The 25,031-nt window shown below is 74.2% G+C and carries 28 protein-coding genes and 1 pseudogene; 19 read left to right on the top strand and 10 right to left on the bottom strand.

Annotation, left to right across the window (positions count from 1 at the left end; all coding sequences use genetic code 11):
• Positions 1 to 182: 182 nt before the first annotated feature.
• Positions 183 to 1,862 (bottom strand): alpha/beta hydrolase, encoded by a 1,680-nt coding sequence (locus AC6I72_RS28660; protein ID WP_498004027.1) that lies wholly within the window; start codon positions 1,860 to 1,862, stop codon positions 183 to 185.
• A gap of 275 nt (positions 1,863 to 2,137) precedes the next feature.
• Here AC6I72_RS28660 and AC6I72_RS28665 point away from each other — a divergent pair, with 275 nt between their 5' ends.
• The 3 genes from AC6I72_RS28665 (at position 2,138) to AC6I72_RS28675 (ending at position 4,871) form a co-directional block, all read left to right on the top strand.
• Positions 2,138 to 2,800 carry a chaplin gene (locus AC6I72_RS28665; protein WP_498004028.1) on the top strand — a complete coding sequence of 221 codons (663 nt, stop codon included), beginning with the start codon at positions 2,138 to 2,140 and terminating at the stop codon, positions 2,798 to 2,800.
• Between the two features lie 330 nt (positions 2,801 to 3,130).
• Entirely contained in the window at positions 3,131 to 3,988 is an 858-nt protein-coding gene (locus AC6I72_RS28670; RefSeq protein WP_498004029.1) for a GNAT family N-acetyltransferase, read from the top strand.
• Positions 3,989 to 4,091: 103 nt separating this feature from the next.
• Positions 4,092 to 4,871, top strand: coding sequence for a GNAT family N-acetyltransferase (locus AC6I72_RS28675; RefSeq protein ID WP_498004030.1), 780 nt, complete (start codon positions 4,092 to 4,094; stop codon positions 4,869 to 4,871).
• Between the two features lie 116 nt (positions 4,872 to 4,987).
• On the opposite strand, the gene AC6I72_RS28680 is transcribed toward AC6I72_RS28675, so the two are convergent.
• Positions 4,988 to 5,254, bottom strand: coding sequence for a GlsB/YeaQ/YmgE family stress response membrane protein (locus AC6I72_RS28680; protein ID WP_498004031.1), 267 nt, complete (start codon positions 5,252 to 5,254; stop codon positions 4,988 to 4,990).
• Between the two features lie 219 nt (positions 5,255 to 5,473).
• On the opposite strand from AC6I72_RS28680, the gene AC6I72_RS28685 reads away from it, so the two are divergent.
• The 7 genes from AC6I72_RS28685 (at position 5,474) to AC6I72_RS28715 (ending at position 10,501) form a co-directional block, all read left to right on the top strand.
• On the top strand, positions 5,474 to 5,944 hold the full coding sequence (locus AC6I72_RS28685) for an SRPBCC family protein (protein WP_498004032.1): 471 nt from the start codon (positions 5,474 to 5,476) through the stop codon (positions 5,942 to 5,944).
• A gap of 123 nt (positions 5,945 to 6,067) precedes the next feature.
• The gene (locus AC6I72_RS28690) at positions 6,068 to 6,145 is read left to right on the top strand and encodes a putative leader peptide (protein WP_498004843.1); all 78 of its coding nucleotides are present in this window, start codon (positions 6,068 to 6,070) and stop codon (positions 6,143 to 6,145) included.
• A 323-nt stretch (positions 6,146 to 6,468) separates the two neighbouring features.
• Positions 6,469 to 7,023 (top strand): NADPH-dependent FMN reductase, encoded by a 555-nt coding sequence (gene ssuE, locus AC6I72_RS28695; RefSeq protein WP_498004033.1) that lies wholly within the window; start codon positions 6,469 to 6,471, stop codon positions 7,021 to 7,023.
• 143 nt (positions 7,024 to 7,166) lie between these two features.
• Positions 7,167 to 7,538: a BlaI/MecI/CopY family transcriptional regulator gene (locus AC6I72_RS28700; RefSeq protein WP_498004034.1), complete on the top strand. Its 372-nt coding sequence runs from the start codon at positions 7,167 to 7,169 to the stop codon at positions 7,536 to 7,538.
• On the top strand, positions 7,535 to 8,464 hold the full coding sequence (locus tag AC6I72_RS28705) for a M48 family metalloprotease (RefSeq protein WP_498004035.1): 930 nt from the start codon (positions 7,535 to 7,537) through the stop codon (positions 8,462 to 8,464). Before AC6I72_RS28700 ends, AC6I72_RS28705 begins: the two co-directional genes overlap by 4 nt.
• Positions 8,465 to 8,940: 476 nt before the next feature.
• Complete coding sequence (locus tag AC6I72_RS28710) at positions 8,941 to 9,336, top strand: VOC family protein (protein ID WP_498004036.1); 396 nt, start codon at positions 8,941 to 8,943, stop codon at positions 9,334 to 9,336.
• A gap of 94 nt (positions 9,337 to 9,430) precedes the next feature.
• Complete coding sequence (locus AC6I72_RS28715; protein WP_498004037.1) at positions 9,431 to 10,501, top strand: adenosine deaminase; 1,071 nt, start codon at positions 9,431 to 9,433, stop codon at positions 10,499 to 10,501.
• Here the strand turns inward: AC6I72_RS28715 and AC6I72_RS28720 are convergent.
• The 3 genes from AC6I72_RS28720 to AC6I72_RS28730 form a co-directional block, all read right to left on the bottom strand.
• The gene (locus AC6I72_RS28720) at positions 10,483 to 10,998 is read right to left on the bottom strand and encodes a mycothiol transferase (RefSeq protein ID WP_498004038.1); all 516 of its coding nucleotides are present in this window, start codon (positions 10,996 to 10,998) and stop codon (positions 10,483 to 10,485) included. The genes AC6I72_RS28715 and AC6I72_RS28720 overlap by 19 nt on opposite strands.
• Before the next feature lie 27 nt (positions 10,999 to 11,025).
• Positions 11,026 to 12,531 carry a carotenoid oxygenase family protein gene (locus AC6I72_RS28725; protein WP_498004039.1) on the bottom strand — a complete coding sequence of 502 codons (1,506 nt, stop codon included), beginning with the start codon at positions 12,529 to 12,531 and terminating at the stop codon, positions 11,026 to 11,028.
• A gap of 68 nt (positions 12,532 to 12,599) precedes the next feature.
• The gene (locus AC6I72_RS28730) at positions 12,600 to 13,523 is read right to left on the bottom strand and encodes a LysR family transcriptional regulator (RefSeq protein WP_498004040.1); all 924 of its coding nucleotides are present in this window, start codon (positions 13,521 to 13,523) and stop codon (positions 12,600 to 12,602) included.
• A 135-nt stretch (positions 13,524 to 13,658) separates the two neighbouring features.
• On the opposite strand from AC6I72_RS28730, the gene mgrA reads away from it, so the two are divergent.
• Positions 13,659 to 14,651 (top strand): L-glyceraldehyde 3-phosphate reductase, encoded by a 993-nt coding sequence (gene mgrA, locus AC6I72_RS28735; protein ID WP_498004041.1) that lies wholly within the window; start codon positions 13,659 to 13,661, stop codon positions 14,649 to 14,651.
• Between the two features lie 261 nt (positions 14,652 to 14,912).
• On the opposite strand, the gene AC6I72_RS28740 is transcribed toward mgrA, so the two are convergent.
• Complete coding sequence (locus AC6I72_RS28740) at positions 14,913 to 15,296, bottom strand: nuclear transport factor 2 family protein (protein WP_498004042.1); 384 nt, start codon at positions 15,294 to 15,296, stop codon at positions 14,913 to 14,915.
• A gap of 312 nt (positions 15,297 to 15,608) precedes the next feature.
• Between AC6I72_RS28740 and AC6I72_RS28745 the strand changes: the two genes are divergently transcribed.
• On the top strand, positions 15,609 to 16,019 hold the full coding sequence (locus AC6I72_RS28745; RefSeq protein ID WP_037853914.1) for a hypothetical protein: 411 nt from the start codon (positions 15,609 to 15,611) through the stop codon (positions 16,017 to 16,019).
• A gap of 7 nt (positions 16,020 to 16,026) precedes the next feature.
• Here AC6I72_RS28745 and AC6I72_RS28750 read toward each other — a convergent pair whose 3' ends face one another.
• Complete coding sequence (locus tag AC6I72_RS28750) at positions 16,027 to 17,256, bottom strand: streptophobe family protein (RefSeq protein ID WP_498004844.1); 1,230 nt, start codon at positions 17,254 to 17,256, stop codon at positions 16,027 to 16,029.
• 302 nt (positions 17,257 to 17,558) lie between these two features.
• Here AC6I72_RS28750 and AC6I72_RS28755 point away from each other — a divergent pair, with 302 nt between their 5' ends.
• Together AC6I72_RS28755 and AC6I72_RS28760 are read left to right on the top strand one after the other, a co-directional pair.
• Positions 17,559 to 18,014, top strand: a complete 456-nt coding sequence (locus AC6I72_RS28755) for an ATP-binding protein (protein WP_498004043.1) — start codon at positions 17,559 to 17,561, stop codon at positions 18,012 to 18,014.
• Positions 18,015 to 18,190: 176 nt separating this feature from the next.
• A complete protein-coding gene (locus AC6I72_RS28760) occupies positions 18,191 to 18,715 on the top strand; it encodes a helix-turn-helix domain-containing protein (RefSeq protein ID WP_498004044.1) in 525 nt (174 codons plus the stop codon).
• Positions 18,716 to 18,738: 23 nt separating this feature from the next.
• Here the strand turns inward: AC6I72_RS28760 and AC6I72_RS28765 are convergent, their stop codons facing one another.
• Both AC6I72_RS28765 and AC6I72_RS28770 read right to left on the bottom strand, forming a co-directional pair.
• Entirely contained in the window at positions 18,739 to 19,341 is a 603-nt protein-coding gene (locus AC6I72_RS28765; protein ID WP_498004045.1) for a ClpP family protease, read from the bottom strand.
• Between the two features lie 2 nt (positions 19,342 to 19,343).
• A complete protein-coding gene (locus tag AC6I72_RS28770) occupies positions 19,344 to 19,982 on the bottom strand; it encodes a ClpP family protease (RefSeq protein WP_498004046.1) in 639 nt (212 codons plus the stop codon).
• A gap of 241 nt (positions 19,983 to 20,223) precedes the next feature.
• Here AC6I72_RS28770 and AC6I72_RS28775 point away from each other — a divergent pair, with 241 nt between their 5' ends.
• On the top strand, positions 20,224 to 20,706 hold the full coding sequence (locus AC6I72_RS28775; RefSeq protein ID WP_498004047.1) for a VOC family protein: 483 nt from the start codon (positions 20,224 to 20,226) through the stop codon (positions 20,704 to 20,706).
• A 131-nt stretch (positions 20,707 to 20,837) separates the two neighbouring features.
• Here the strand turns inward: AC6I72_RS28775 and AC6I72_RS28780 are convergent.
• A pseudogene (locus tag AC6I72_RS28780) lies at positions 20,838 to 21,644 on the bottom strand (LamG domain-containing protein); the annotation flags it as partial.
• A gap of 167 nt (positions 21,645 to 21,811) precedes the next feature.
• Here AC6I72_RS28780 and AC6I72_RS28785 point away from each other — a divergent pair.
• The 4 genes from AC6I72_RS28785 (at position 21,812) to AC6I72_RS28800 (ending at position 24,949) form a co-directional block, all read left to right on the top strand.
• The gene (locus AC6I72_RS28785) at positions 21,812 to 22,648 is read left to right on the top strand and encodes an alpha/beta fold hydrolase (protein ID WP_498004048.1); all 837 of its coding nucleotides are present in this window, start codon (positions 21,812 to 21,814) and stop codon (positions 22,646 to 22,648) included.
• Between the two features lie 22 nt (positions 22,649 to 22,670).
• Positions 22,671 to 23,204 carry a TetR/AcrR family transcriptional regulator gene (locus tag AC6I72_RS28790; RefSeq protein ID WP_498004845.1) on the top strand — a complete coding sequence of 178 codons (534 nt, stop codon included), beginning with the start codon at positions 22,671 to 22,673 and terminating at the stop codon, positions 23,202 to 23,204.
• Positions 23,205 to 23,395: 191 nt separating this feature from the next.
• Complete coding sequence (locus tag AC6I72_RS28795; protein WP_498004049.1) at positions 23,396 to 24,193, top strand: VOC family protein; 798 nt, start codon at positions 23,396 to 23,398, stop codon at positions 24,191 to 24,193.
• A gap of 42 nt (positions 24,194 to 24,235) precedes the next feature.
• Entirely contained in the window at positions 24,236 to 24,949 is a 714-nt protein-coding gene (locus AC6I72_RS28800) for a ribonuclease H family protein (protein WP_498004846.1), read from the top strand.
• Positions 24,950 to 25,031: the final 82 nt, after the last annotated feature.

The following is a 25,031-nucleotide window of genomic DNA, read 5'->3' on the forward strand; positions in this document are numbered from 1 at the left end:
GTCGTGCGCGTGCGGGGCGCGTGGTCAGGGCCGGGCCCGGTCACGGCCGCCGGGCGGCCGTGCGCCTTCCCGCCCGCGCCCGTCCAGTGTGACCACCGGGCGGGCCGGCTGGTTGCCCCCTGGCCCCTCGTTGGTCCGTACGGGGGACGCCGCGCGCGGGGGAGGGGCGAGCGGCCGGCCCCTCACCCGCTCGTGCCGGGCTGCGGGTCCGCCGGGCACGAACTGCCGTCGGCGGGCAGCGAGCCGTACAGCAGGAAGTCGTCCACCTTGCGGTGCACGCACGAGGACGATCCGTAGCCGGTGTGGCCGTCGCTGCGGTTGTCGAGCACCACCGCGGAGGAGCCCAGGCGCTGCGCCGTCTCCACGGTCCAGCGGTACGGGGTCGCCGGATCGCCGCGGGTGCCGACGAGGAGCATCTTCGCCGTGTCGACGTTCCGGACCTTCGTGCGGATGTAGTCGGTGCCCCTGGGGCGGCCGTAGCACATCAGCAATTCGTTGAGCCGGTAGCGTCCGAAGACCGGCGAGGCCTGCGCGTACTCCGCGCCGAGCCGCCCGAGGTCCTTGGTCAGCTGCTCGGCGCTCGGGCGGTCCGGGTCGTCCGCGCAGTTGACCGCCATCATCGCGGCCGGCGCGTTGTCCAGCGGGACGTCCGCGCCGTTCACCAGCCCGCCGCCGCGTGGTCGCGGGGTGTCGCGCGTGCTCGGCCGGGCCGTGGGGTACGGCCGGTCCTGCGGGTTCCGCGGGTCCTGCGGACGCTCCCGGACCGGAAGTGCCATGCCGCCGGAGGCGAGGGACTGGACGGGGCGGGTGTCGCCGTCCTGCACCAGCGAGGCGACCGCCCGCTCCAGCGAGGGCCACAGCGCCTTGCTGTACAGGGCCTGGCCGATCGCGCCGACGAGTTGCTGGCCGGTCAGCCGGCCGCCGAGGCCCGTCGGCACCGGGTTCTCGTCGAGCGACCTGACGAGCTGGACGACCTGGTCACCGGCCTGGCGCCGGTCCTGGCCGAACGGGCAGGCGATGTCCTGCACGCACCAGTCGAGGAAGTCGTCGAGCGCGGTCTGCTGGCCCTCCGCCGCGACCAGGCCCTGCTCCGCCAGCGGTTCGGTCAGCGTGTCCACCCCGTCCAGGGCCATCCGCCCGACCTTTCGGGGGAACTCGGCCGCGTACACCGCCCCGAGCCGGGTGCCGTAGGAGAAGCCCAGGTAGTTGAGTTTCCCGTCCCCGAGGGCCTGCCGGATCACGTCGAGGTCCCGGGCCGCGTCGACGGTGCCCATGTGGCGCAGGACCGGACCGGCGTGGCCGGTGCACTCGGCCGCCAGTTTCTTCCACTCGGCGAGCGCCTTGCGCGCGGCCCGCGCGTCGCCCAGGTCGGCCTGCGCGGCACCGGTGTCACCGCCCGAGCCGGAGGAGCCGCCGGCGTCGACGCCGCAGCTGACGGGGGAGGACCTGCCGACACCCCGCGGATCGAAGCTGACCACGTCGTAGCCGTTGGTCAGGTCCATGAACTGCCGTCCGCCGAGCGCCAGTTCGGACACGCCCGAGCCGCCGGGGCCGCCGAAGTTCAGCACCACCGAGCCCCGCGAACCTCCCGTGGCCCGGTACCGGGCCAGCGCGAGGTCGAGGGTGCCGGCGGCCGGGCGGGCGTAGTCGACGGGGACGGTGACCTTGCCGCACTGCAGGTCCTTGGGCGCGCCCGTCTCGCACGCCGTCCACGTCACCTTCTGCCGGTAGAAGCGGTCCAGGCCCGCCGGTCCCGCGCCCGCGGCGGCCAGAGGCGGGCCCGCACCGCACAGGGCCAGAGCGACGGCCCCGACGCAGACACAGCGCCGGGCCGCGGACCGCGTCGACGGCTTGGCCAGCATGGATGCCTCCAGGGGCGCTCCGCCGCGGACCGGGACAACGCCCTCGCTCACCATAAGCGGGCCCCGGGCCCCGCGCCTCCCGGTGGAATTCCGGTGCAGGACCGTTCCGTCAGACGTACGACGCTCCCCGCCCCGTTCGAGAAGAGGCCGCCGGGAGACGGTCGGCGCACCACCGGCAGGGGTGAATCACGGACCGGCCATAACCCGGTTGGCCGACCCGCGTTCTACCCGGTGCGGGCAAGCGTCCGCGACCATGTCTGGAAGGCACAGGACCTATGAAACGGGTTACCCGAAATGGTGTGATCGCCGTCGCCGCCTCCGGCGCGCTGGCGATGGCCGTGCCGGTGTCCGCCGCGTTCGCGGCCGACGGGGGTGCCACCGCGGACGGCGCCGCGGCCGGCTCGCCCGGGCTGCTCGCCGGCGACACCCTTCAGCTCCCGGTGCACGTCCCGGTGAACGTGTGCGGCGACACGGTGAACGTCGTCGGTCTCCTCAACCCCGCGGCGGGGAACCGGTGCGCCGGCACCTCCGGCGGGCGGGGCGCCGCGCCGTCCACCGGAGGAGTGACGGCACGCGAGAGCGGAAAGGATTCGCCTGGTGTGCTCTCCGGCAACGGCGTCCAGCTCCCGGTGCACGTGCCCGTGAACGTCAGCGGCAACTCGGTGAACGTGGTGGGCATCGGCAACCCGGCCACCGGCAACACGTCCGTCCACACCTCCGCCGGGCGGCCCGCGCCGCACCCTGTCACGCCCCCCGCGCGCTCCACGCCGCGCCCGGCGCCCAAGCCCGTGCCGCACCCCGTGGCCGTACCGCGCACCGGCACGTCGCTCGCCCACACCGGTGCGGACGGGACGACGCCCGCCGTCGCCGTGAGCGCGGCCCTCCTGCTCGGCGGAGCCGTCCTCTGCCGGCGCTTCCGGCCCGGCACGGTCCGCTGAGACCGCCCCGGCCGCAGGGGAGTGTCCCACGGCACCCGGTCCCCCCACCGGTGGGACCTCCGCCCGAGGTCCCGTCCGCCCCGGGCCCCCTCCGCGTCGGCCCGCCCGGTGCGCTCCCCACGCGCACCCGCCGCACAGCCCCCGCGCCCACCCGGCGCACCGACCCCTTCGAGCAGGACCCGACCCCCGCCTTGTCGTCGGCCCTCCTGTGTCCCGCGTCCCGCTCCCCGTCGTCCGCCGCGATGCGCGGCTTGATCCCGCCGTGGCGTCCGCAGGCGTGATCCGCGAGGATGCTGCGCGCACCCGCCCGCGAAGGAATGGAGCGCACCGATGGTCCTGGAGGCCCGCGAAGACCTCGTCGTCACCCAGGCGACCCTGGAGGACTGGCCGGTCATCAGCCGGTGGGCGGCCGACGAGGGATGGAACCCCGGGCTGTCCGACGGTCCCGCCTTCTTCGCCCAGGACCCGGACGGCTTCTTCCTCGGCCTGATCGGCGGCGAGCCGGTCTCCGCGATCTCGGTGGTGAACCACGGCGCCGGCTTCGCCTTCCTGGGCTGCTACCTCGTCCGCCCCGGCCTGCGCGGCCGCGGACACGGCCTGACCACCTGGAAGACCGCCCTGGCGCACGCGGGCAGCCGCACGGTCGGACTCGACGGCGTCGTCGCCCAGCAGGACAACTACCGGCAGTCGGGCTTCCGTCCGGCCCACCGCACCGTCCGGTTCGCCGGAGCCGCCCCCGCCGCCCACGACCCCGCCGGTGCGCGGCCCGCCACTGCCGCGGACCTGCCGGACCTCATCGCCTACGACGCGCTCTGCCACCCGGCCGACCGTCCGCGCTTCCTCGGCCGCTGGCTGACCACGCAGGGCCACCGGACCTTCGTGCGCCGCGCCTCCGGAAGCCGGGTCACCGGCTACGGCGTGCTCCGCCCGGCCCGCGACAGCCTGCGCATCGGTCCGCTGTTCGCCGACACTCCCGAGGACGCGCGCGCCCTGTTCGCCGCGCTGTGCGCCGGGGCCCAGGGGCAGGACATCGCCGTGGACGTCCCGGAGATCAGCGCTGCCGGTGTCGCCCTGGCCGAGGAGGCGGGACTCACGCCGACGTTCGAGACCGCCCGCATGTACACGGGACCGGTGCGTGAGCACGCCCGTGAACGGATCTTCGGCGTCACCACCCTGGAACTGGGCTGACCGTGGCGGAGGCGGGCCGGGAACCGGATTCGCCCGGGCCCACTGTTGTTCGCAGCTCCTAAACCAGTTGCTCCGGGCGGCCGCCTCTGATGGGGTCCGGCACATGGATCATGCCACGGTACTCGCCCGCTACGACCGGGAACTGCGCGAACGCGCCCGTCCCGACTCCCCCGCCGCCCGCGTCGAACGCGCCGGGGACGTGATACGCCATGTCGGCAGCAGCGCACAGGACTGGAACGGGGTCCTGTGGTCCGCCCTGGACGCCGACGGCGCCGACGCGGCGATCGCCGAGCAGGTGGCCCACTTCTCCGCGCTGGGCCACCCCTTCGAATGGAAGCTGTACGGGCACGACCGGCCGGCGGACCTCGGGCGGCGGCTGGCGGCCGCCGGGTTCACAGCCGAACCGGAGGAGACGCTCATGGTCGCCGAGGTCACGGACCTGTCGCTGGACGCGGCGCTGCCCGAGGGCGTGCGCCTGCACACCGTCACCGACGAGGCCGGCGTGGACCTCATGGTCGCCGTGCACGACAAGGCCTTCGGTCCCGACGACGGCGCTCTGCGCCACCGCCTGCTCGCCCAGCTCACCACGGCCCCGGAGACGCTGGTCGCCGTCGTCGCCCTCGCCGGTGCCGAGCCGGTGAGCGCGGCCCGCATGGAGATGCCGCCGGGCACCGGCTTCGCCGGTCTGTGGGGCGGCGGGACCGCCGAAGAGTGGCGTGGCCGCGGCATCTACCGGGCGCTGGTCGCCCACCGCGCCCGCATCGCCGCCGAGCGAGGCTACCGCTACCTGCACGTCGACGCCGGCAGCGAGAGCCGCCCCATCCTCGAACGCCTCGGCTTCGTCCCGCTGAGCACGACGACGCCGTACGTCTACGAGCCCTGACCGCGGCGACGGGCGGGGCGGCGTGTGTCCGCACCCGCCCGTCAGCGGGGCCCGAGACGCCGGCGCCGCCCGGGAGCGCGGGGCGATGGCCGGGCGGCGCCGGGGGTGGGGGCCGGTCAGCGCCGGGGCGCCTTCGCCCGGTCCAGTGCGGCCACACCCACCGCGGCGAGCGCGATCTGGATGATCCACTCGATCCAGTCGACGCCCTCGGTGTCCGCCACGCCGAGCGCGGAGGCGACCGCCGCCCCGATCAGCGCGGCCACGATGCCGATGACGATCGTCCACAGGATGCCTATGTGCTGGCGGCCCGGAACGACGAGCCGTCCCAGGACACCGATGATGATGCCGATGACGATGGCACTGATGATGCCGCTGATCTCCATGTTCGCCTCTCCGTGTCGTGGTCCCCGCGGTTGTCCGGATGCCCGCTGCGCGCGCCGGCACTCCACCGGGACACCGCTCCATCGGCATGCCACTCCGCCGCGACCGCACTCCACCCGCATGCCGCTCCGCCGGGACCCAGTCGCGACGGCACCCCACCGGGACGGCCCTCGGGGCGCGCCCCGTTTGACAGGCGGGTGACCGCCTGGGTGACTGTGAGGGTGCGAGCCCCGAGCGGCCGGCCGAGCCACGTCTACGTCACCTACCTCGCGAGCACCGCCGAGGCGGTCTGGGACGCCCTGACGGACGCCGACGTGACCGCCGCCTACTGGGGACACGGCAACGTCTCGGACTGGCGGCCGGGCTCCCGCTGGGAACACGTGCGGACGGACGGCTCCGGCGTCGCCGACGTGGTCGGCACCGTCGTCGCGTCCGACCGCCCGACCCGGCTGGTCCTCACCTGGTCCCCGCCCGAGGACGAGGCGCGGCCGGACCGCCACTCCCGGGTCACCTTCGACGTCCGGCCCCATCGCGACATCGTCCGGCTCACCGTCACCCACGAGCACCTCCGCGACGCCGGGGAACTCGCCGCCGCGGCACGGGGCTGGCCGGCGGTCCTGTCCAACCTCAAGTCCCTGATCGAGACCGGCCGGCCGCTTCCCCAGGACCCCTGGCTGATGCCCGACGGGTGACACTCCCGCCCTCACCCGCCCCGCCCGCGACCGGCCGTCCCACAAAGCCGGTCCGTCATACGAGACCGGGTCGGCCTCTCCTTGACTGCCCCACCGGCGGCTGCCACGATCGTCGGCATGAACATGCGACCGGCTCTCACGCGGCGACGCCATGTCGACCTCGCCCGCGTCTCCAGCGCAGCCTGTCGCACCGCGGCCTGACCGGCCCGCCGCGCATCTCCGCGCCGCTCTCCTGACCCCCCCCACCGCCCGGACACCGCGTCGGCGGCCGCGCGGGTCCGTTCCTCCGTTCGGGCAGGCCCCGCCTTTCCCGTCGAGTTCGAGTCGCCGGGCCGTGCAGTCGTCGAGCCGGTGGCCGGCGGGTCCGGTGACCGCTCCGTCCCGCCTCCCCCCGCCGGCGTGCGCCCGCGCGTCCGCCGCCGCGCCCGCACCCCCCTCGCGCCCTCCACCCCTCCCGTCGCGCCTGCCGGGCTCGTCCGTCACGGCCGCCGCCAGGCCCGTCCGTCGTTCCAGAAAGAGGACCCATGGCCACCGTCCTGTCCGTGTCCGGCAGCCCCTCCGCCTCCTCCCGCACGCACCGCCTGCTGCGCCACCTCGACCAGCGACTGGTCGACCAGGGCCACGACGTGATCCCCCTCGACGTCCGCGCCGTCCCCGCCGAGGCGCTCCTCGGAGCGGATCCGCGTCATCCGGCCATAGTGGAGGCCGCCGGACTCTTCGCCCGCGCCGACGGCGTGGTGGTCGGGACCCCCGTCTACAAGGCCTCGTACGCCGGTGTCCTCAAGGCACTCCTCGACCTGCTCCCGCAGTACGCCCTCACCGGCAAGACCGTGCTGCCGCTGGCCACCGGCGGGTCCGTCGCCCACGTCCTCGCCATCGACTACGCACTGCGTCCCGTCCTCACCTCCATGGGCGCGGCACACGTCGTGCAGGGCTGGTTCACCCTGGACAAGGACATCACCGTGCGCGAGGACGGCACGCTGACCGTGGCACCGGGCGCTGGCGAGGCCCTCACCCAGGTGGTGGACCAGTTCTCGGGTGCCCTCGGCCGCGTGCTGCTGCCGGCCGCCGCGAGCTGAGCCCGTCCCGTCCCCTCCCCGCGCCGCCGTGCCCCGCCCGCCCGCGAGGAGGGGAGGCGGGACGGCGGCACCGCACCCGGTTGACTACTCTTGTGTAGACGGTCCACTGGAATGCAGGTGAGGACGGGGTGAGGGACGTTCCCATGACCGACGCGAAGGACGAACGCAGACCGGCCGGTGAGCTGGAGGCCGGTGTGATGGCCGTCCTGTGGGCCGCCGGCGCGCCCCGGACGCCGGGCGAGGTGCAGGCGGGACTGGCCGCCGACCTGGCCCGCACCACGGTGACCACGATCCTGACCCGGCTGTACGAGAAGGGCATGGTCGAGCGGCGCCGCCAGGGGCGCGGCTACGCCTACTACCCGGTGCAGGACGCCCACGGGCTGACCGCCCGCCGCATGCACTGCGAACTCGACCGCGACACCGACCGCCAGACCGTCCTCGCCCGCTTCGTCGCCCAGCTCAGCGCCGACGACGAGCGCATCCTGCGCGACCTGCTCGAACCGGATGAGCGATGACCGCCCTGCTGCTCCTGCCGCTGCTGCTGCCGTTCGCCGTGCCGCCACTGGCCCGGCGCGCGCCGGACCTTCTCGCGCCCGTGACCGCGCTGTGGGTGATCACCGTCTCGGCGGTCGTGCTCGCGGGCTGCTCCCTCGCCGCACTCGGCGGGTTCGTCCTGACCGGCCTGCTCAAGCTGCCCGTCTTCGCCGGCCTGGGCGAACTGGTGCACCCGCTGCACACCGCCTCCGACCTGGTGGTGGTGCCCGCGGCGGCGGTCTCCGTCGGTGCGCTCGCCGTGTGCGCCGGCACGCTCGGGCGGGCGGCGGTCCGGGAGGTGAGGGCCTTTCGCAGCGCCCGCACGGAGGCCGACCGCAGGCCGGCCGCCGGTGACCTGTGCGTCGTCGACTCCCCGCACCCCGACGCGTACGCCCTGCCCGGCCGCCCGCACCGCATCGTCGTGACCACCGCGATGCTGCGCAGCCTCGACGCCGCCGAGCGCGAGGCGCTGTTCGCCCACGAGCGCGCGCACAACCGCGGCGGCCACCACTACTTCCTGGCCGCCGCCGAACTCGCCGCCCACTGCCACCCCGCGCTGCGCCCGGTGCGCGGCAGCATCCGCCTGGCGGCCGAACGCGCCGCCGACGAGGCCGCCGCCGCGGCCGTGGGGGACCGGCGGCTCACCGCCCGCGCCATCGCCCGTGCCGCGCTGGCCGGGCAGGAGGCCCGTTCGGCGCGTCCGGAGTGCGCGCCCGCCGCCACCTCGGGACCGGTGCCGCACCGGGTCAAGGCCCTCCTCGCGACGCCCCAGGTCCCGGGCCGTGCCGCTGCCTGGATCGCCGGGCTGCTGCTGGCCTGCACCGCCCTGTCCTGCGGCGCCTCCGCCACCGGCGTGCTCGACTTCCACCACCGGGTGGAGATAGCCCAGGGCGAAGAGCGGCGCTGAGCCGCGGGCGAGAGACGGCTGACCCCTGGGCAGGAGCCTGCTCACCTCGTGGGCGAAAGCCCGCCGGACCCGAGGGCGGCAGCTTGCTGACCCGGTGGGCGGAGCCTGCTGACCTCGGAGGCGAGGGCCTGCCGGTCCCGAGGGCGGGAACTTGCTGATCCCGTGGGCGCAAGCCTGCTGGCCCCGCGGGCGAGGGCCTGCCGGACCGGTGGGCGGAGACTGCCGACCTCGGGGGCAAGGGCCTGCCGACCCAGGGCGGGAGCCTGCTCGACCCGCGGGCGGAGATCCTGCGGAACCCCCTGCCGAGAGCCCGCCGCCTCCCTGCCGAGAGCCTGCCGCTCCCTCTCCCGAGCGCCCGCTGGTCCCGCTCCGCCGACCCCGGTCCGCCGTCCCCGGCGCTTCGGGCCGGGGCGACTGGCGCGGCGGAGGTTTTACGTATAACCTCACCGGTCATCCGCCCGCCCCGAAAGGCCCCGATGAGACATATCGCCCTGGTCACCCTCGTCGTCGACGACTACGACGAGGCGATCCGCTTCTACACCGGTGCCCTCGGCTTCCGCCTCGTCGAGGACGCCCCGCGCCCGGACGGCTCCCGCTGGGTCGTCGTCGCCCCGGGTGAGGCGGACCACGGCACCGCGCTGCTGCTCGCCCGCGCCAAGGGGGACCAGCAGCGGGCCCGGGTCGGTGACCAGACCGGCGGGCGCGTCGGGTTCTTCCTGCACACCGGCGACTTCGCCCGCGACCACGCCCGGATGCGGGCGGCGGGCGTCACCTTCCTGGAAGAACCGCGTCACGAGCCGTACGGCACCGTCGCCGTGTTCGAGGACCTGTACGGCAACCGCTGGGACCTGCTCCAGCCCGCCGCCCCCTGACCGGCCCCTCGCCGCCCGGCCCCCTGGCCGGCCCGCCCCTCGCCGCCGAGGGGCCCGCACCTTCACACGTTCACCCGCCGAGGAAAGACCGCACATGACCGCCCCGCGCATCGACACCGAGACCCTCCGCCGGCTGCCCAAGGCCGTGCTGCACGACCACCTCGACGGGGGCCTGCGCCCCGCCACCGTCGTGGAACTCGCACAGGCGGCCGGCCACACGCTGCCCACCACCGACCCCGACGAGCTGGCCGCCTGGTACGTCGAGGCGGCCGGTTCCGGCGACCTGGTCCGCTACATAGCCACCTTCGAGCACACCCTCGCGGTGATGCAGTCCCGCGAGGGTCTGCTGCGCACCGCCGAGGAGTACGTGCTCGACCTGGCCGCGGACGGCGTCGTCTACGGCGAGGTCCGCTACGCGCCCGAGCTGATGGTGAACGGCGGGCTGAGCCTGACCGAGGTCGTCGAGGCGGTGCAGGAGGGGCTGGCGGCCGGCATGGCCAGGGCGGCGGCGGCCGGCACCCCCGTCCGGGTCGGCACCCTGCTGTGCGGCATGCGGATGTTCGACCGCACCCGGGAGGTCGCCGGCCTCGCGGTGGCCTTCCGGGACGCGGGCGTCGTCGGCTTCGACATCGCCGGTGCCGAGGACGGCTTCCCGCCCGCCGACCACCTCGCCGCCTTCGAGCACCTGCGCGGCGAGAGCGTGCCGTTCACCATCCACGCCGGCGAGGCCCACGGCCTGCCCAGCATCCACCAGGCCCTTCAGGTCTGCGGCGCCCAGCGGATCGGCCACGGCGTGCGCATCACCGAGGACATCGTCGACGGCAAGCTCGGCCGGCTCGCCGGGTGGGTGCGCGACCGCCGCATCGCCCTGGAGATGTGCCCGACCTCCAACCTCCAGACCGGTGCGGCCACCTCGATCGCCGAGCACCCCGTCACCGCCCTGAAGGACCTCGGTTTCCGGGTCACCGTCAACACCGACAACCGTCTGGTGTCGGGGACGACGATGACCCGGGAGATGTCCCTGCTGGTCGAGGAGGCCGGCTGGAGCGTCGAGGACCTGCGCACGGTCACGGTGAACGCGGTCAAGAGCGCGTTCATCCCGTTCGACGAGCGCAGGGCCCTCATCGAGGACGTGGTCCTGCCGGGCTACGCCTCCGCGCTCTGAAGCAGCCCCCTGACGTAGGCGGCCTGTCCGACGTGCTGGAGATCGTCGGACAGGACGCTCACCAGGCGCACGCCCAGCGTGACCGGGGGATCCCAGCGCTCGTCCACGACGCGTCCGAGGTCCGCCGCCGCCATCCGCCCGAGCGCCCGCACACTCTGCTCGTGGACGGCGTCGTGGTACCCCGTCAGCAGGTCGCCGGAGTCGACGCGCACCTTGGCCACCTTCTGCGGGGTGTGCCCGTAGCCGGTCTCGCGCGCGTGCAGGTCGAGGCCGAAGCGTTTCTCCCAGTCCTGGGCGAGCCACACCTGGTCGAGGCCGAACGCGTCCGCGAGGTGGTCGTCCTGGACGCGGGTCAGATGCCAGACCAGCCAGGCGATCGAGTTGGCGTCGGCGGCGGGCCGGGCGTTGAGCTGCTCGGCCGGCAGGCCGTCGACGACGGCGTGGACTTCTTCCTGGATGCGGCCGTAGCCGTCGATGAGGATGTCCTTCGCATGCATACGTCCACCATCGCGCATCGGGCGCTCTCACGCGTCCGGAATCCAGCTTCCGTGGAAGCCGAGCGGCACCCGGCCGGGCAGGTGCACCCGGGCCACCGGCTCCCCGGTGAAGTCCTGCGCGGCGAGGATCACCAGGTCGGCGGCGCCCCGGTCCGGGTTGTGCACATGGGCGAGGGTGTACCCGTCGTCCTCGGCGGCCCGCCGGTCCGCCGCGTCGCGCGGGACGAACACGGCCTCGCCCGCCGCCGCGCCGGTCGGCAGCCGGTGCACCTGGGTGCGCCCGCGCAGCAGGTCGTGCTTGATGAGCTCGTTGGAGAAGGCGTGGTCGGGCGGGTTGCCGTCCGGCGTCTGGTAGGCCAGCGTCATGTCGGCCGCCGCCGCCGAGTAGCCGTAGCGGTGCCGCCGTGACACCAGCGCCTCGTTCACCCGGGGGAACTCCTGCGGCCTGCCGTCCACGGTCACCCGGCGCACCTCGCCGCGGTGCGGGTCGACCGTCCAGCGCTCCAGGACCGGGTGGCCCGCCCCGTACGGACCGCCCGAGCCGAGCCCGGCGGGGTGGAAGGGCGCCGGATACACCGTCAGGTCGACGATCACCCGGCCGCCCTCGTCGTAGGCGTTCAGCGTGTGCGAGTAGTACGCCGGGTCCGTCCCGATCCAGCGCACCTTTCCGCCCGCCCGGGGCATCAGCCCCACCCGCATGGGGTGTTCCCGGTTCCAGATGTAGGGCACCAGGTCGCCGCGTTCGGCGCCCGCCGGGTCGAAGGTGACCGGCGCGTCGATGATCACGACGTACTTTTCGGTGAGCGCGAAGTCGTGCAGCATCGGCGCGTCCGCCACCGGGATCCGCGTGGTGCGCGAGACCCGTCCGGCCGGGTCGACGACCAGGTGGCGCACATGGTCCCAGGTCGGGTAGTACGCGATGGCGTGCAGCTCCCCGGTGTGCGCGTCGAACTTGGTGTGCGCGGCGAACGCGCCCTCCAGGCTGCCGCGGAAGTCGTAGGTCCCCACCGTGTTCAGCTCGCCGTCCAGCTCGTACGGCAGCGGTCCGCTCTCCTGGAGCGCGAGGATGCGCCCCCGGTGCCCGATCACGTGGGTGTTGCACGGGAAGTCGTCCGGCGGCACCGGACCCGGGTAGGGCTCCCCGAGCTTCCGCGCCACCTGCGAGGAACGCACCCACCGGTTGCGGTACCACTCCGCGCGGCCGTCGCGCAGCCGCACCCCGTGCACCATGCCGTCGCCCTGCATCCAGTGGTGCGCCCGCGGATCCTCCAGGCCCAGCACATTGGGGCCGTTGCGCAAAAAGCGCCCGTTCAGCTCGCGCGGGACGCGGCCGGTGACCGGCAGGTCGAACGCCGTCAGTTCCTCGGTGACCGGGGCGAACGCTCCCTCAAGGAAAGGGAAATGACGCGCCGTCGGCTGCTGGTCCGCGGCGGCTGCCGTGCCCGCGGAGAGGGCCGGTGCGCCGAGCAGGCCCGCCGTCGCCGCGGCCGCCGCACCGCCGCGCAGTACGCTGCGCCGTGTGTGTTCCGCCATCGTCCTTGCTCCTGAACGCCGTTGCCGGGAAGGGACGTTCCTGAGTCTGCGGTGCGGCAGCGGCGCGATCAGGAGGGCTGGAACCCCTTCGGGGGTGTAGCCAGCCCCCCTGTTCCCCGGGTGCCGAGCAGGGCCACCAGCGCGCGGGCGGCCGGACTGGCGGCCTGCTCGGCGGGGAGCAGGACCACCGTCTCGTACGCCGTCCCGTCGGCGCCCTCGAACGGCAGCGCGGTGAGCGAGGGCCGCTTGTGCCGGAAGTGACGGGGGACCACCGCGATCCCCAGGTCCTCGTCGACCAGGTCGAGCAGACTGTGCACGTCGTTGACCTCCAGCGCCACCGTGCGCCGCACCCCGGCGAGGGCGAAGGCGGCGTCCGTGGTGCGGCGCGGACCCCAGTCGGGATGGAAGTCCACGAAGACCTCGCCGCCCACCTCCCGCGGAGTGAGCGGCGCCCCGGCCGCCGCGAACCGGTGCCCGGGATGGCACAGCACGGTCATCGGCTCACCGGCCAGCGCCACCGAGCGCAACCGGTCGCCGTCGGGTTCGGTCCGGTAGGCGAACGCCAGATCGAGCCGGCCCGCCGCGACCCCTTCCGCGAGCGCCCCCGAACCCGCCTGGCGCAGCCGGACCTCCACGTCCGGGTGGCGCCGCCGGAACGCGGCGAGCAGCCCCGCCACATGCACCCCGGCGATGCACTGCTCGGTGCCCAGCGACAGGGTGCCGCGCAGCACGCCCTGCACCGCCGCCACCGCCTCGTGCGCCGAGCGGACCTGCGCGAGGATCCGCTCCGCCTCGCCGAGCAGCGCGCGCCCGGCCTCGGTGAGCGTCACCCGGCGGGTGGTGCGCACGAACAGCGGCGCCCGCAGTTCCCGCTCCAGCGCCCGGATGGAGGCCGACAGGCCCGACTGCGAGACCATCAGCCGCTCCGCCGCCCGGGTGAAGTGCCGGTCCTCGGCGACGGCGACGAAATGCTGGAGATGACGCAGTTCCATGATTGAGAAGCCTAGCCGTTGAATCCGATCGGATTCTTTCGTTGGACCGCTGCCCGCACCCCGCGCGAGAGTGGGACACCGGTTCCGGATGCGACGGAACCGGTCATCTCGTGCCCCACCCCTCATGGAGTCGCGTTGTACACCGCCCACCCCGACCGCTACGCCGACCTGCCCTACCGGCGCACCGGCCGCAGCGGACTGAAGCTCCCCGCGCTGTCGCTCGGCCTGTGGCACAACTTCGGCCCCGACCGCCCGGCCGCCACCCAGCGCGCCATCCTGCGCCGCGCCTTCGACCTCGGTGTCACCCACTTCGACCTGGCCAACAACTACGGCCCGCCGCCCGGCTCCGCCGAGACCGCGCTCGGCGAGGCGCTGCGGGCCGACTTCGCGCCGTACCGCGACGAGCTGGTGATCTCCACCAAGGCCGGTTACCTGATGTGGCCCGGCCCGTACGGCGAATGGGGCTCGCGCAAGTACCTGCTGTCCTCGCTCGACCAGAGCCTGGAGCGCATGGGCCTGGAGTACGTCGACATCTTCTACTCGCACCGCTTCGACCCGGACACTCCGCTGGAGGAGACGATGGGCGCGCTGCACACGGCGGTGCAGCAGGGCAAGGCGCTCTACGTCGGCGTCTCCAACTACTCGGCGGAGCAGACCCGCGAGGCCGCCCGGATCCTGGGCGAGCTGGGCACGCCGCTGCTGATCCACCAGCCCCGCTACTCGATGCTCGACCGCCGGCCGGAGGACGAGGGGCTGCTCGACGCCCTCGACGAACTCCAGGTCGGCTCCATCGCCTACTCCCCGCTGGAACAGGGCCTGCTCACCGGCCGTTACCTCGACGGCATCCCCGAGGACTCCAGGGCGGCGAGCGACAGCCCCTTCCTGAACTCCGAGGCGGTGACCGCGGAGCTGGTCGGCAGGCTGCGGGCGCTGGACGAGATCGCCAGGTCGCGCGGTCAGTCGCTCGCGCAGATGGCGCTCGCCTGGGTGCTGCGCGGCGGCCGGGTCACCTCGGCCCTGGTCGGTGCGAGCAGCCCGCAGCAGCTGGAGGACAGCGTCGCCGCGGCCCGCAACCTCGACTTCGACGCCGGCGAGCTGGCCCGGATCGACGCGATCGTACGGCCGTAGCACGCGGCGAACGGACCGTTCGGCCGCCGGTGCCGGCGCGGCGGCCGAGACCGGTGCGGACGGCGGGCAGCCGGCCGTCCGGCCGCCGGGCACGGCGAACGGGCCGTTCGGTCGTGAGACCGGCCCGACGTGATCGTCCGGCCGTGAACCGCCACGGTCCCGATCGCCCGGTCCGGGCCGGGCCAGGTGACGCGAGGCGGCCGTCCACTCCCCGGAGGTGGGCGGCCGCCTCGCCGTGTGCCGGGCGTACCGGCACGCCTTTCACGCCCCGGCCGGCACCCGGTCGAGGAAGCCCAGCACGGACCGGATCCGGCCCTCGCCGTCCAGGGTGATGACGTCGAACCCGGCGACCGGCGCGGAACCGTCCGCCTCGCTCACCAGTTCCCAGGAGAAACGGGCCGTGTCGTGGTGCCCGTCGACGGCACCGGAGAGCCGGAAGGTGAACCCGGGGAACTGCTCGTGCGCCCCGGCGATCAGGGCGGCGATCTGCTCGTGGCCGCGGACCTCGGCGAGGGGGTCGGTGTAGCGGCCGTCCGGCGTCCAGGCCGCGGCCACCGCCTTGCCCAGCGCCTCGGCGCCGTTCGCGTTCCAGGCCTCCAGGTAGCGGGCGACGGCGCTCTCGTAACGGTCGGTCTGCGTGGACATGGGAAATCAGCCTCCATCGAGGGCGTCGGTTCTGGTCGGGATCCGGATCCCCGTGACCGGTGATCCGATGGCTCCACCTTGCCCGGGCTGCGGCGAAGAGGTCGATTACCGCCGGGGTAATGCCGACGCGGCGGCGGGCCCGCGCGATTCCGGCCACGTGGCCCGCGGAATATGCCAGGAGACTGGCCAAAAAGTCATGGTGACACTGTTTCAGGAGTCAACATACTCGACCTCGGGGGCGCAGCACCGCACAGGAGCCGTACGGGGAGTGAGGGAAGAACAGCACGCGGAACACCCGACGGGGGAGGAGCAGTGCACGACGAATTCCTGTGCCATGTCACCGGGTACGGCGTGTGCGACGGCCGCCGCATCGGCGTGCCGCTCGGCACCTACCGGGCGCCCACCCTGGCACTGGCCCTGTGGTGGCTGCGCGACCGTGCCTCCTGGATCGCCGAACGCCTCGACCCCGGCCCCCGGACCCCGTACGTCCCGCAGGGCGCCCTCGTCCCGGTGCCGGACACCGTCCCCGACGTCCCCGGCATCCTCCGCGCCTGGTGCGCCGACCCGCTCCGGCAGGAGCAGGTCGCCGACGAGCTGGCCGGCGGACGGCTCGTGCGGATCGCCGCGGGCGACGAGACCACCGAGTACGAACTGCTCGCCGAGTCGGTGGACGCCCTGCGCATGCAGCGCACCCTCCCGGCGCTCCTGCTGCCGATGGGCTGAGCGCCTGTCACCCCCGGTCGGCGCGTCCGGACCCCGGCCGGCCGGGCGGCCCCGGCGGTGCTCCGCCGCGGCGCCGCACCCGGCGGGCGGCCGTCGCTCCCAGGAAACCGGTGACCAGGCCCCACAGCGCGGCCGCTCCCAGCGCGCTCCACAGCCGGGGCCGCAGCAGCAGTTCCCCGGACAGGCCGCCGCCCACGTCGCCGATGCCGAGCAGGGACAGCCCGTAATGGGCCGAGATCCGGCCCGACAGGCAGACGAGCAGCACCGTCAGGACCAGCCCCACGGCCATGCGCACGGCGTGCCGCCACGGACGCGTGGCGGCGGGGGAGAGGACCGCCGCCAGGAACGCGGCGGCCGACAGCAGCACCGCGTCCACGACCACCAGCCACCAGACGCGGCCGTCGTGGGCGGCGAGCGTCCCCAGGTCGAGTGTCGACACATCCGGGGTGCGCAGCACCTCGTCGAGCAGGCGCGGCACCGGCAGCCCGAACGGTCCGTCCACCCGCCCCTGCCAGGTGGCGCCCAGGCCGATGGTGAAGGCGAGCCAGGTCAGGTTCGGCAGACCCAGCAGGACCAGGGCGAACGTCCGGGCGGGGTGGCCCCGGGTCCCGGCCGTGACCAGGGCGACGACCAGCCCGAGGGCGACGCAGGAGAGCAGCAGCACGACCAGCGCGTACGCCACCGGACGCACCCGGGCCCCGATCCACGGCAGGCCTGCCGGAACAGCAGCCGTCCGGGCCGACAGCAGGGCCAGCGCCAGCACCCCCACCAGCCACAGCAGCCCGAAGCCGGCGGTCTGCCCCACGTCGGTGGTGAAGCCGACCTCCGGTTCGACGCCGAAGAGTCCGCCGACCGCGCCGAGCACACCGTCCCCCAGGTCGACGGCGAAACGCTGGCGGGCGGCGAACGCGAGCCCGGTCAGCGCCGCAAGCCACAGCACCGCGATCCGCGCCGCGCCGAAGGCCTGCTCCCGCGCCCCGGCCGCCGCCCGGTGCCGCAGGGGACGCAGGAAGCCCGCGCCGACCACGAGCGCACCGGTCAGGGAGACCGACAACGGCATCACGGTGACACCGGCGTGCGTCTCGGCGAGCACCCCAGCGTCCCCCGCCAGTTGCATGCTGCCGCCGACCGCGGTCACCACCGTGGCCGCGACCACCCGCGGAAAGGCGTTGCCGGGCAGGTCCGCCGCCCCGGCCGCCCACAGACCCAGGGCGGCGACCACGCCCATGGCGGCCATGGCGGCCACCACCGTGGCCAGGGCCTGCGCCCAGCGGCGCGGGGCGGTGGACGGCGGGGCCGACGGACCTTGCGGGGGGCTCACGCTGCCACGCTAAGCACCGCCACGGCGGGACGCCCCCCGGAAGGTCCGTCCGCCGCAGGACCCGCTCGCGCCCGCGGCTCCCGCGCGCCACCGGCCCGGGCCGCCCGTACGGTCCGGCGCGCACCCCCCCCGGCCGCGGGGGGACTGGGGGGCGCGACACTGGGTAACAGCACTGATGCAGTAGCGTCCGGTCGTACCGGCTTCCGAGAGAGAAACGCATGATCGATGACCCGGGCGGGGCAGTGATACCCACTGGTGTCGACATCCCCGTACAGCCGCTGCGGCGTGCGACCCACTACACCGGTGAACCCGGCTGTATCGCCGACGCGCGTTCCTTCGCCGCGCACTTCCTGGAGCAGCTCAGGACCGAGTGGTGTGCCGAGATCGGCAGCGGGTCCGAGGACGCGCTGCTCCTGGTCGTGAGCGAACTCGTCACCAACGCCGACCGGCACAGCCAGGGCCCGTACATCCTCGAACTGGAGGGCACCGACAGCGCGGTGAGCGTCTGTGTCTACGACAGCAGCGCCGCACTGCCGCGGCGCTTCCCGCGGGATCCCGAACGGATCGGCCGGCACGGCCTGGAGATCGTGTTCGCGCTCGCGGCCGAGGTCGGCGCGGAACGGGTCCCGGTGGGCAAGCGGGTGCGGGCCCTGGTGCCCCTCGGGCGCGACTGAACCTGACGCCGGTTCTGCCCCGTTGTGCTTTCTTCTGCCCGGGCAGTACGTTTTACTGGCTACGTGTGTCGATTCCGCCCGTTTCCAGCCTTTCCGTTCCGGTCCCGGACGGGAGCTTCACCCAGGGCGGAATGCCGCCCCCTGGCGCGGGCGCCCGCGCCTCCTAGGCTGGAGAGGTGAGCAACCAAGCGCCGAACCAAGCCCGCGTCATCCCGCTGCGCCCGCAGGCCGCGCGCCCAGCGTCCGCCCACTTCCCGCAGGGACACACCTCCCCGGACCGCCCGGCGCCCGGCCGTCCCGCCCCGGGCCGTCCGGCCTCGGGCGCTCCCGCCGGCCGGACCGCCCCCGCCCGCGAACCCCTCTGGCGCGACCTCGTCGGTGACATCCTGCGCCGTGAACGCCTGGCGCAGGAGCGGACGCTCAAGGACGTCGCCGATGCGGCGCGGATCTCCATGCCCTACCTGTCGGAGATCGAGCGCGGCCGCAAGGAGGCCTCCTCGGAGGTCCTCGCGGCCGCCGCCCAGGCCCTCGGTCTGGGCCTCGCCGGCCTGCTGGCCCTGGCCCAGGGCGAGCTGCTGCGGGTCACGAGCCGCACCGCGGGCCGCGGCCGGGGCACGACCGCCTCGTCCGTGTCCTCGGTGTCCTCGGCGTCGTCCGCCGCACCCGCCTCCCGTTTCGACGGGCTGTGCCTCGCCGCCTGACACCGCCGCCCCGGGCCGGCGCCTCAGACCGTCGTGAGGCGCCGGCTCAGCACCTCGTCGGCCAGTCCGTACGCCACCGCCTCCCGGGCGGTGAACACCTTGTCGCGGTCCATGTCGGCGCGCAGGGTCGCGGTGTCGTGCCCGGTGTGCCGGGCCAGCACCTCCTCCACCTGGGAGCGGATGCGGACCATCTCCTTGGCCTGGAGCGCCAGGTCGGAGACGGTGCCCTGCCGGCCGCCCGCGGCCGGCTGCCCGAGCAGCACCCGCGCGTGCTCCAGCACGAACCGCCGCCCGGGGTCCCCGCCCGCCAGCAGCACCGCCGCCGTGGAGGCCGCCTGTCCCACGCAGAACGTGGAGATCGGCGAGCGTACGAACGTCATCGTGTCGTAGATCGCCATCAGCGAGGTGTAGGAGCCTCCCGGCGAGTTCAGGTAGACCGCGATCTCCTGCTCCGGGTTCGCCGACTCCAGGTGGAGCAGCTGGGCGATGACGACGTTGGCGACACCGTCGTCGATCTCCGTGCCGAGGAAGACGATCCGCTCGTTCAGCAGCCTGCTGAACACGTCGTAGGACCGCTCGCCCTGCGCGGTCCGCTCGACCACGTACGGAACCGTGTACGACCCCATGGTCACCACCCCGCCCGTCGGCGCGAGGCGGCCGGGCGGACGTCGGCCAGCGACTCCACCACCTGGTCCACCATCCCGTACTCCCTGGCCTGTTCCGCGGTGAACCAGCGGTCGCGGTCGCCGTCCCGCGAGACCGTCTCCACGCTCTGCCCGGTGTGCTCGGCGGTGAGCCGTTCGATGGTCCGCTTCGTGTGCTCCAGGTGCTCCGCCTGGATCTCGATGTCCGCGGTGGTGCCGCCGATCCCCGCCGACGGCTGGTGCATCATGATCCGCGCGTGCGGCAGCGCGAACCGCTTGCCGTGCGTCCCCACCGTGAGCAGGAACTGGCCCATGCTCGCGGCGAAGCCCATGGCCAGCGTCGACACGTCGTTCGGGATGAGCCGCATCGTGTCGTAGATGGCCAGACCGGCGCTGACCGAACCGCCCGGGCTGTTGATGTACAGGCTGATGTCGGCGCGCGGGTCCTCGGCCGACAGCAGCAGCAACTGGGCGCACACCCGGTTGGCCGAGACCTCGTCGACCTGCGTGCCCAGGAACACGATCCGCTGCCCGAGCAGCAGGCTCGCCAGGTGGTCGTCGAAGCGGCTGGGCGGCGTCTCGCCCTCCTCGGCGCGCGGTGGCGCAGCGGTGAGTGAAGTCATCGCGTCTCCTCGTCGGTTCGTGGTTGCCGTCCACTCCACTGTCGGCCGCGCCGGGGCGGCCCGGACCGTTTCTCTGCCCGTGGCAGATCTGCCACGGGCAGAGCCGGCGGAGGAGGCCGAGGGGGGCGCCGGAACGGATTTCCCGGCGAGCGATGAGTTCTGCCGCGCGGACCGGTCGATACAGATGACCGCGTGGACCGGTCGACACGGATGACCGCGTCCCACACCCAAGGAGGACCCCGTGGCCACCCAGGGATTCACCACCTGCCTCTGGTTCGACGGCACGGCCGAGGAGGCCGCCCACTACTACGTCTCCGTCTTCAAGGACTCCAGCATCGGACGGATCGGCCGGTCCAACGAGGCGGGGCCCGGCCCCGCCGGGTCGGTGGTCACCGTGGAGTTCACCGCCGACGGCCACCGGTTCCTGGCGCTGAACGGCGGCCCGCAGTTCACGTTCAACGAGTCGATCTCGTTCCAGATCCACTGCGCGGACCAGCAGGAGGTCGACCACTACTGGAGCAAACTCACCGACGACGGCGGCGAGCCCGGCCCGTGCGGCTGGCTCAAGGACAAGTACGGCGTGTCCTGGCAGGTCGTCCCGGACGAACTGGTCGACATGATCACCGACCCCGACCAGGAGAAAGCGGCCCGCACCACCCGGGCGATGCTCTCGATGGGCAAGCTCGACATCGCCGCCCTGAAAAGGGCCCACGCGGGCGAGTAGCGGGCGGCCGTGCGGCCGGCCCACCCGTCCGGGGGAGTGGGCCGGCCGCCCGGACCACCTGGGAGCGCGGCCACCCGGCCCTGCGTGAGGGCCGGCCACCCGGACCGGCGGCGGAGGACGGCCCTCGGGTCCTAGGCGGTCGGGGCCCCCACGAGCGCCGCCACCTCGCCGGCGCCCAGCGTGCGGCCGTACACCCGCAGACGTCCACAGCACCCTTCAGGTACGGGTCGGCGTACTGCGACCGGCCGACGTACCCGGTGCGCACATGGTTGCCGAAGTGCCGGGGCTCCCCGGTGACGGCCGTGTTGCGGCCGGCCTCCGCGCCGTCCACGTACAGCACCGCCGTGCCCGCGCCGTACGTCACCGCCACGTGCGCCCAGCGCCCCGTCGGCAGCGGCCCCGCGTCGACGCGCTGCTCGTCTAGGTCCTGTCGTCACATTCCCGTCGTCCGCCCGGAGGGCGGGCCTCGCGGCGTCAGGTGCGGCGAGAGTGCGTGCACGGCGTCGCGAGGCAGGCGGGAATGTGACGACAGGGCCTCTAGGCGCCGCCCGCGGTGATCGCGTACCGCAGCGTGCCGTCGCCGCTGAGCGGGGTGAGGAACAGGGCCTCCAGGCCGCGGGCTGCCCGTCCAGCCGCACCCACACGGCCGGCGAGTACGCCGACGCGCCCGCCGGCAGGTCCTCGGCGAGCACCACATGGCCGTCGGTCCCGTCCAGGGCCACGGCCCCGCCCGAGCGGCCGGACGCCGACCACGAGGCGCCGCCCGCCAGGTGTGCTGTGCGGCCGTTGCCGGTCGCGTCGGCCGCTGTGCTGCCGGAGGTCTCGTCGAAGCGGTGCCGGGCGGCGAACTCGGGGGGCGGCGGCGGGGGTTCACCGGTCAGCCAGTAGACGCTGTAGTGCTGGTGGTGCACGCGTGGCACCGGCAGCAGCGTCGCGTCCACGCCAGGGGTCGGGCGCGTGATGTCAACAGAGGTGTACGGGAAGCAAGTTGGCGGCCGTGCGTCCCGGCCGGCCGGGCGCGGGGATGCGCGCGGTCCAGGCGGTTGACAGGTATTGGTTAATGGCATTAGCTTTTGGCTAACGGAATTAGCCACGGGAGGGCGACATGACCGAGTACCTGGCCGTCGACGGCGGCACGATCGCGTACGAGGTGGCGGGATCCGGCCCGCTGATGGTGCTCGCGCACGGCATGGGCGACAGCCGCGCCGCCTACCGGGCGATGATCCCGCAGCTGGTGGCGGCCGGCTACCGGGTCGCCGCCGTCGACCTGCGCGGCTGCGGCGAGTCCGGGACCGACTGGCAGGACTGGAGCCGCACCGCGATCGCCGGCGACCTGCTCGCCGTGATCCGGCACCTGGGCGGCCCGGCCGTGCTCGTCGGCCACTCGGTCTCCGGCGGCGCCGCCACGATCGCCGCCGCCCTCGAACCCTCCCTGGTCAGCGCGGTCGTCGAGCTGGCCCCCTTCACCCGCAAGCAGTCGGTCCGCCTCGGCGACCTGCGGGTCAAGCGCTTCCGGCAGGGCATGCTGCGGCTGCTCGGCGCGGGCGTGTTCGGCAGTCTGCCGCTGTGGCGCTCCTACCTCGACGTCGCCTACCCCGGTGCGAAGCCGGCCGACTGGGACGAGCGGATCGGCCGTATCGAGGCGCTGCTGCGCGAACCGGGCCGTATGAAGGCCTTCCAGTCCATGGGCCGCACCACCCCCGCCGACGCAGGCGCCCGCCTCGGCGAGGTCCGCAGCCCGGTCCTGGTCATCATGGGCACGCTCGACCCCGACTGGGCCGACCCGCACGCCGAGGGCGCGGCGGTCGTCGGCGCCCTGCCGCCCGGAACCGGCCGCCTGGAGATGATCGAAGGCGCCGGGCACTACCCGCACCATCAGCTCCCCGGCCGAGTGGTCGCGCTCACGCTCGCCTTCCTCGGTACGGAGGCCGCCCGTGCCTAGGGCAGGACTCGACCCCGCGGCCGTGGTCGCGGCCGGTGCCGCACTCGCCGACGAGGTGGGCCTCGCCCGCGTGACGATGGGTCTGCTGGCCGAACGGCTCGGCGTGCGCACCCCCTCGCTGTACAAGCACGTGGGCGGCCAGGAGGACCTCAACCGCCGGATCGCGGCCCTGGCGCTGGGCCAGGCGGCCGACGCTGTCGGCAGCGCGGTCCAGGGGTACGCCGGCCGCGACGCCCTGGCGGCGGCGGCACGTGCCTTCCGCGCCTTCGTCCTAAAACACCCCGGCCGGTACGCCGCGACGGTCGGCGTGGAACCGTCCGGCCCCGACGACCCGCTGGCCGCCGCCGGGCAGCGGCTGCTGGAGGCGTTCATGGCGGTCCTGCGCGGCTACGCGATCGCGGAGTCCGACGTGGACCACACCCTGCGCACGCTGCGCAGCCTCTGCCACGGGTTCGCCACCCTGCAGTCGGCGGGCGGCTTCCGGTGGAGCGCCGACGTCGACGAGAGCTTCGAGTGGCTGATCGCCTTCGCCGACCGGGGGCTGCGCGCCGGATGAGACCGCCGCCTCCGGCGCGCGCCCCGTCGCACGGATGGTTAGCGTGTGTGAGAGCCGGGAACCAAAGCGGGTTCCGATCAGCGGGCGGTGTCCGGCGCCTTGCGAGGGCGCGTGCCGGGCGCCGCCCGTCGGGGCCCGTCTTCGTTCCCGGCTCTGAGCGGAGCACGCCACCGACCGGAAAGGCCGCAGCCATGGCGGTACGACGTGAGGGAACACCCTGCTGGGCCGACGCGATGTTCACCGACCTGGAGCAGGCCAAGACCTTCTACGGCGAGGTCCTCGGCTGGACCTTCGGCGAGTCGTCCACGGAGTACGGCAACTACACCGAGGCCTACGCGGACGGCAAGGCGGTCGCGGCCGTGGTGCCGCCGGTGCCCGGACAGGAGGGGCAGTCCCAGTGGTGCCTGTACTTCGCCTCACCCGACGCCGAGGCCACCGCGCGCCGCATCCGCGACCACGGCGGCGAGGTGCTCATGGAGCCGATGCGGGTCGGTGACTTCGGCACCATGTGCCTGGCCCGGGAGCCGAGCGGCGCCGTCTTCGGCGTCTGGCAGGCCGGCACCCACCAGGGCTTCGAGGCCACCGAGACCCCCGGCGCCTACTGCTGGGCCGAACTCCTCACCCGCGACCCCGGCGCCGCGGACACCTTCCTCACCTCGGTCTTCGGCTACACCACCAAGCAGATCGAGGACGAAGCGATCGACTTCCGGCTGTTCGGCCTCGACGACGAGACGGTGCTCGGCCGGATGCGGATGACCGACGACTTCCCGCCCGAGGTGCCCTCCTACCTCAACGTGTACTTCACGGTGGCCGACTGCGACGCCGCCGTCGCCGCCGCGACCCGCCTCGGCGGCGCCCTGCGCTACGGGCCGGTGGACACTCCCTTCGGCCGGCTCGCGGTGCTCGGCGACCCGCAGGGCGCTCACTTCTCCGTGATCGACATCACCACCACCCAGGGCGAGAAGCCGCAGGTCAAGAACGTTCCGTAGGGGACCTCCGGACGGGGGCACGGGCGGCCGCCGGGCCGTGGCATCATCGAGCCCATGCGTGAACGAGTGGTGGCCGCCTGCGACGGGGCCTCGAAGGGAAATCCGGGCCCGGCGGGCTGGGCGTGGGTCGTCTCGGACGACGCCCGGACCGCGGCCCGCTGGGAGGCCGGTGCGCTCGGCACCGCCACCAACAACGTCGCCGAGCTGACCGCCCTGGAGCGGCTGCTCGCCGCGACCGACCCGGAAACACCGCTCGAGGTCCGCATGGACTCCCAGTACGCGATGAAGGCGGTCACCACCTGGCTGCCCGGCTGGAAGCGCAACGGCTGGAAGACGGCCGCCGGCAAGCCCGTCGCCAACCGGGAACTCGTCGTCCGGATCGACGAACTCCTCGACGGCCGCTCCGTCGACTTCCGCTACGTACCCGCCCATCAGGCGGACGGCGATCCGCTCAACGACTTCGCCGACCGTGCCGCCAGCCAGGCGGCCCGGGTGCAGGAAGCGGCCGGCAGCGCGCTCGGCTCCCCGCAGCCCCCGCCCTCGCCCGACACCCCGAAGGTCGCCGCGCCGCGCCGCAAGGCACCGCGCCGCACCGGCTCCTCCTCCGCCTCGTCCTCTTCGTCCTCCTCGTCCCGCACCATCAAGGCCAAGTTCCCCGGCCGCTGCCTGTGCGGCCGCTCCTACGCCGCCGGCGAGTCCATCGCCAAGAACGCCCAGGGCTGGGGCCACCCGGAGTGCCGCACGGCGGACGCCTGACCGGCGGGGGAGCGCGCCGGGGGCGGGCCGCCGCCCGCGGCGGAAGCGGCCTCACGATGCGTGGCCGGACGCTCGCAGTCTG

The sequence above is a fragment of the Streptomyces sp. Xyl84 genome (genome assembly GCF_059731885.1).

What these genes read in the sequence shown, in the direction of transcription:
- AC6I72_RS28660 (WP_498004027.1), bottom strand. Translation starts at nt 1,862, where the DNA reads ATGCTGGCCAAGCCGTCGACGCGGTCCGCGGCCCGGCGCTGTGTCTGC.
- AC6I72_RS28665 (WP_498004028.1), top strand. Translation starts at nt 2,138, where the DNA reads ATGAAACGGGTTACCCGAAATGGTGTGATCGCCGTCGCCGCCTCCGGC.
- AC6I72_RS28670 (WP_498004029.1), top strand. Translation starts at nt 3,131, where the DNA reads ATGGTCCTGGAGGCCCGCGAAGACCTCGTCGTCACCCAGGCGACCCTG.
- AC6I72_RS28675 (WP_498004030.1), top strand. Translation starts at nt 4,092, where the DNA reads ATGGATCATGCCACGGTACTCGCCCGCTACGACCGGGAACTGCGCGAA.
- AC6I72_RS28680 (WP_498004031.1), bottom strand. Translation starts at nt 5,254, where the DNA reads ATGGAGATCAGCGGCATCATCAGTGCCATCGTCATCGGCATCATCATC.
- AC6I72_RS28690 (WP_498004843.1), top strand. Translation starts at nt 6,068, where the DNA reads ATGCGACCGGCTCTCACGCGGCGACGCCATGTCGACCTCGCCCGCGTC.
- ssuE (WP_498004033.1), top strand. Translation starts at nt 6,469, where the DNA reads ATGGCCACCGTCCTGTCCGTGTCCGGCAGCCCCTCCGCCTCCTCCCGC.
- AC6I72_RS28700 (WP_498004034.1), top strand. Translation starts at nt 7,167, where the DNA reads ATGACCGACGCGAAGGACGAACGCAGACCGGCCGGTGAGCTGGAGGCC.
- AC6I72_RS28705 (WP_498004035.1), top strand. Translation starts at nt 7,535, where the DNA reads ATGACCGCCCTGCTGCTCCTGCCGCTGCTGCTGCCGTTCGCCGTGCCG.
- AC6I72_RS28710 (WP_498004036.1), top strand. Translation starts at nt 8,941, where the DNA reads ATGAGACATATCGCCCTGGTCACCCTCGTCGTCGACGACTACGACGAG.
- AC6I72_RS28715 (WP_498004037.1), top strand. Translation starts at nt 9,431, where the DNA reads ATGACCGCCCCGCGCATCGACACCGAGACCCTCCGCCGGCTGCCCAAG.
- AC6I72_RS28720 (WP_498004038.1), bottom strand. Translation starts at nt 10,998, where the DNA reads ATGCATGCGAAGGACATCCTCATCGACGGCTACGGCCGCATCCAGGAA.
- AC6I72_RS28725 (WP_498004039.1), bottom strand. Translation starts at nt 12,531, where the DNA reads ATGGCGGAACACACACGGCGCAGCGTACTGCGCGGCGGTGCGGCGGCC.
- AC6I72_RS28730 (WP_498004040.1), bottom strand. Translation starts at nt 13,523, where the DNA reads ATGGAACTGCGTCATCTCCAGCATTTCGTCGCCGTCGCCGAGGACCGG.
- AC6I72_RS28740 (WP_498004042.1), bottom strand. Translation starts at nt 15,296, where the DNA reads ATGTCCACGCAGACCGACCGTTACGAGAGCGCCGTCGCCCGCTACCTG.
- AC6I72_RS28750 (WP_498004844.1), bottom strand. Translation starts at nt 17,256, where the DNA reads ATGGCCGCCATGGGCGTGGTCGCCGCCCTGGGTCTGTGGGCGGCCGGG.
- AC6I72_RS28755 (WP_498004043.1), top strand. Translation starts at nt 17,559, where the DNA reads ATGATCGATGACCCGGGCGGGGCAGTGATACCCACTGGTGTCGACATC.
- AC6I72_RS28765 (WP_498004045.1), bottom strand. Translation starts at nt 19,341, where the DNA reads ATGGGGTCGTACACGGTTCCGTACGTGGTCGAGCGGACCGCGCAGGGC.
- AC6I72_RS28770 (WP_498004046.1), bottom strand. Translation starts at nt 19,982, where the DNA reads ATGACTTCACTCACCGCTGCGCCACCGCGCGCCGAGGAGGGCGAGACG.
- AC6I72_RS28785 (WP_498004048.1), top strand. Translation starts at nt 21,812, where the DNA reads ATGACCGAGTACCTGGCCGTCGACGGCGGCACGATCGCGTACGAGGTG.
- AC6I72_RS28795 (WP_498004049.1), top strand. Translation starts at nt 23,396, where the DNA reads ATGGCGGTACGACGTGAGGGAACACCCTGCTGGGCCGACGCGATGTTC.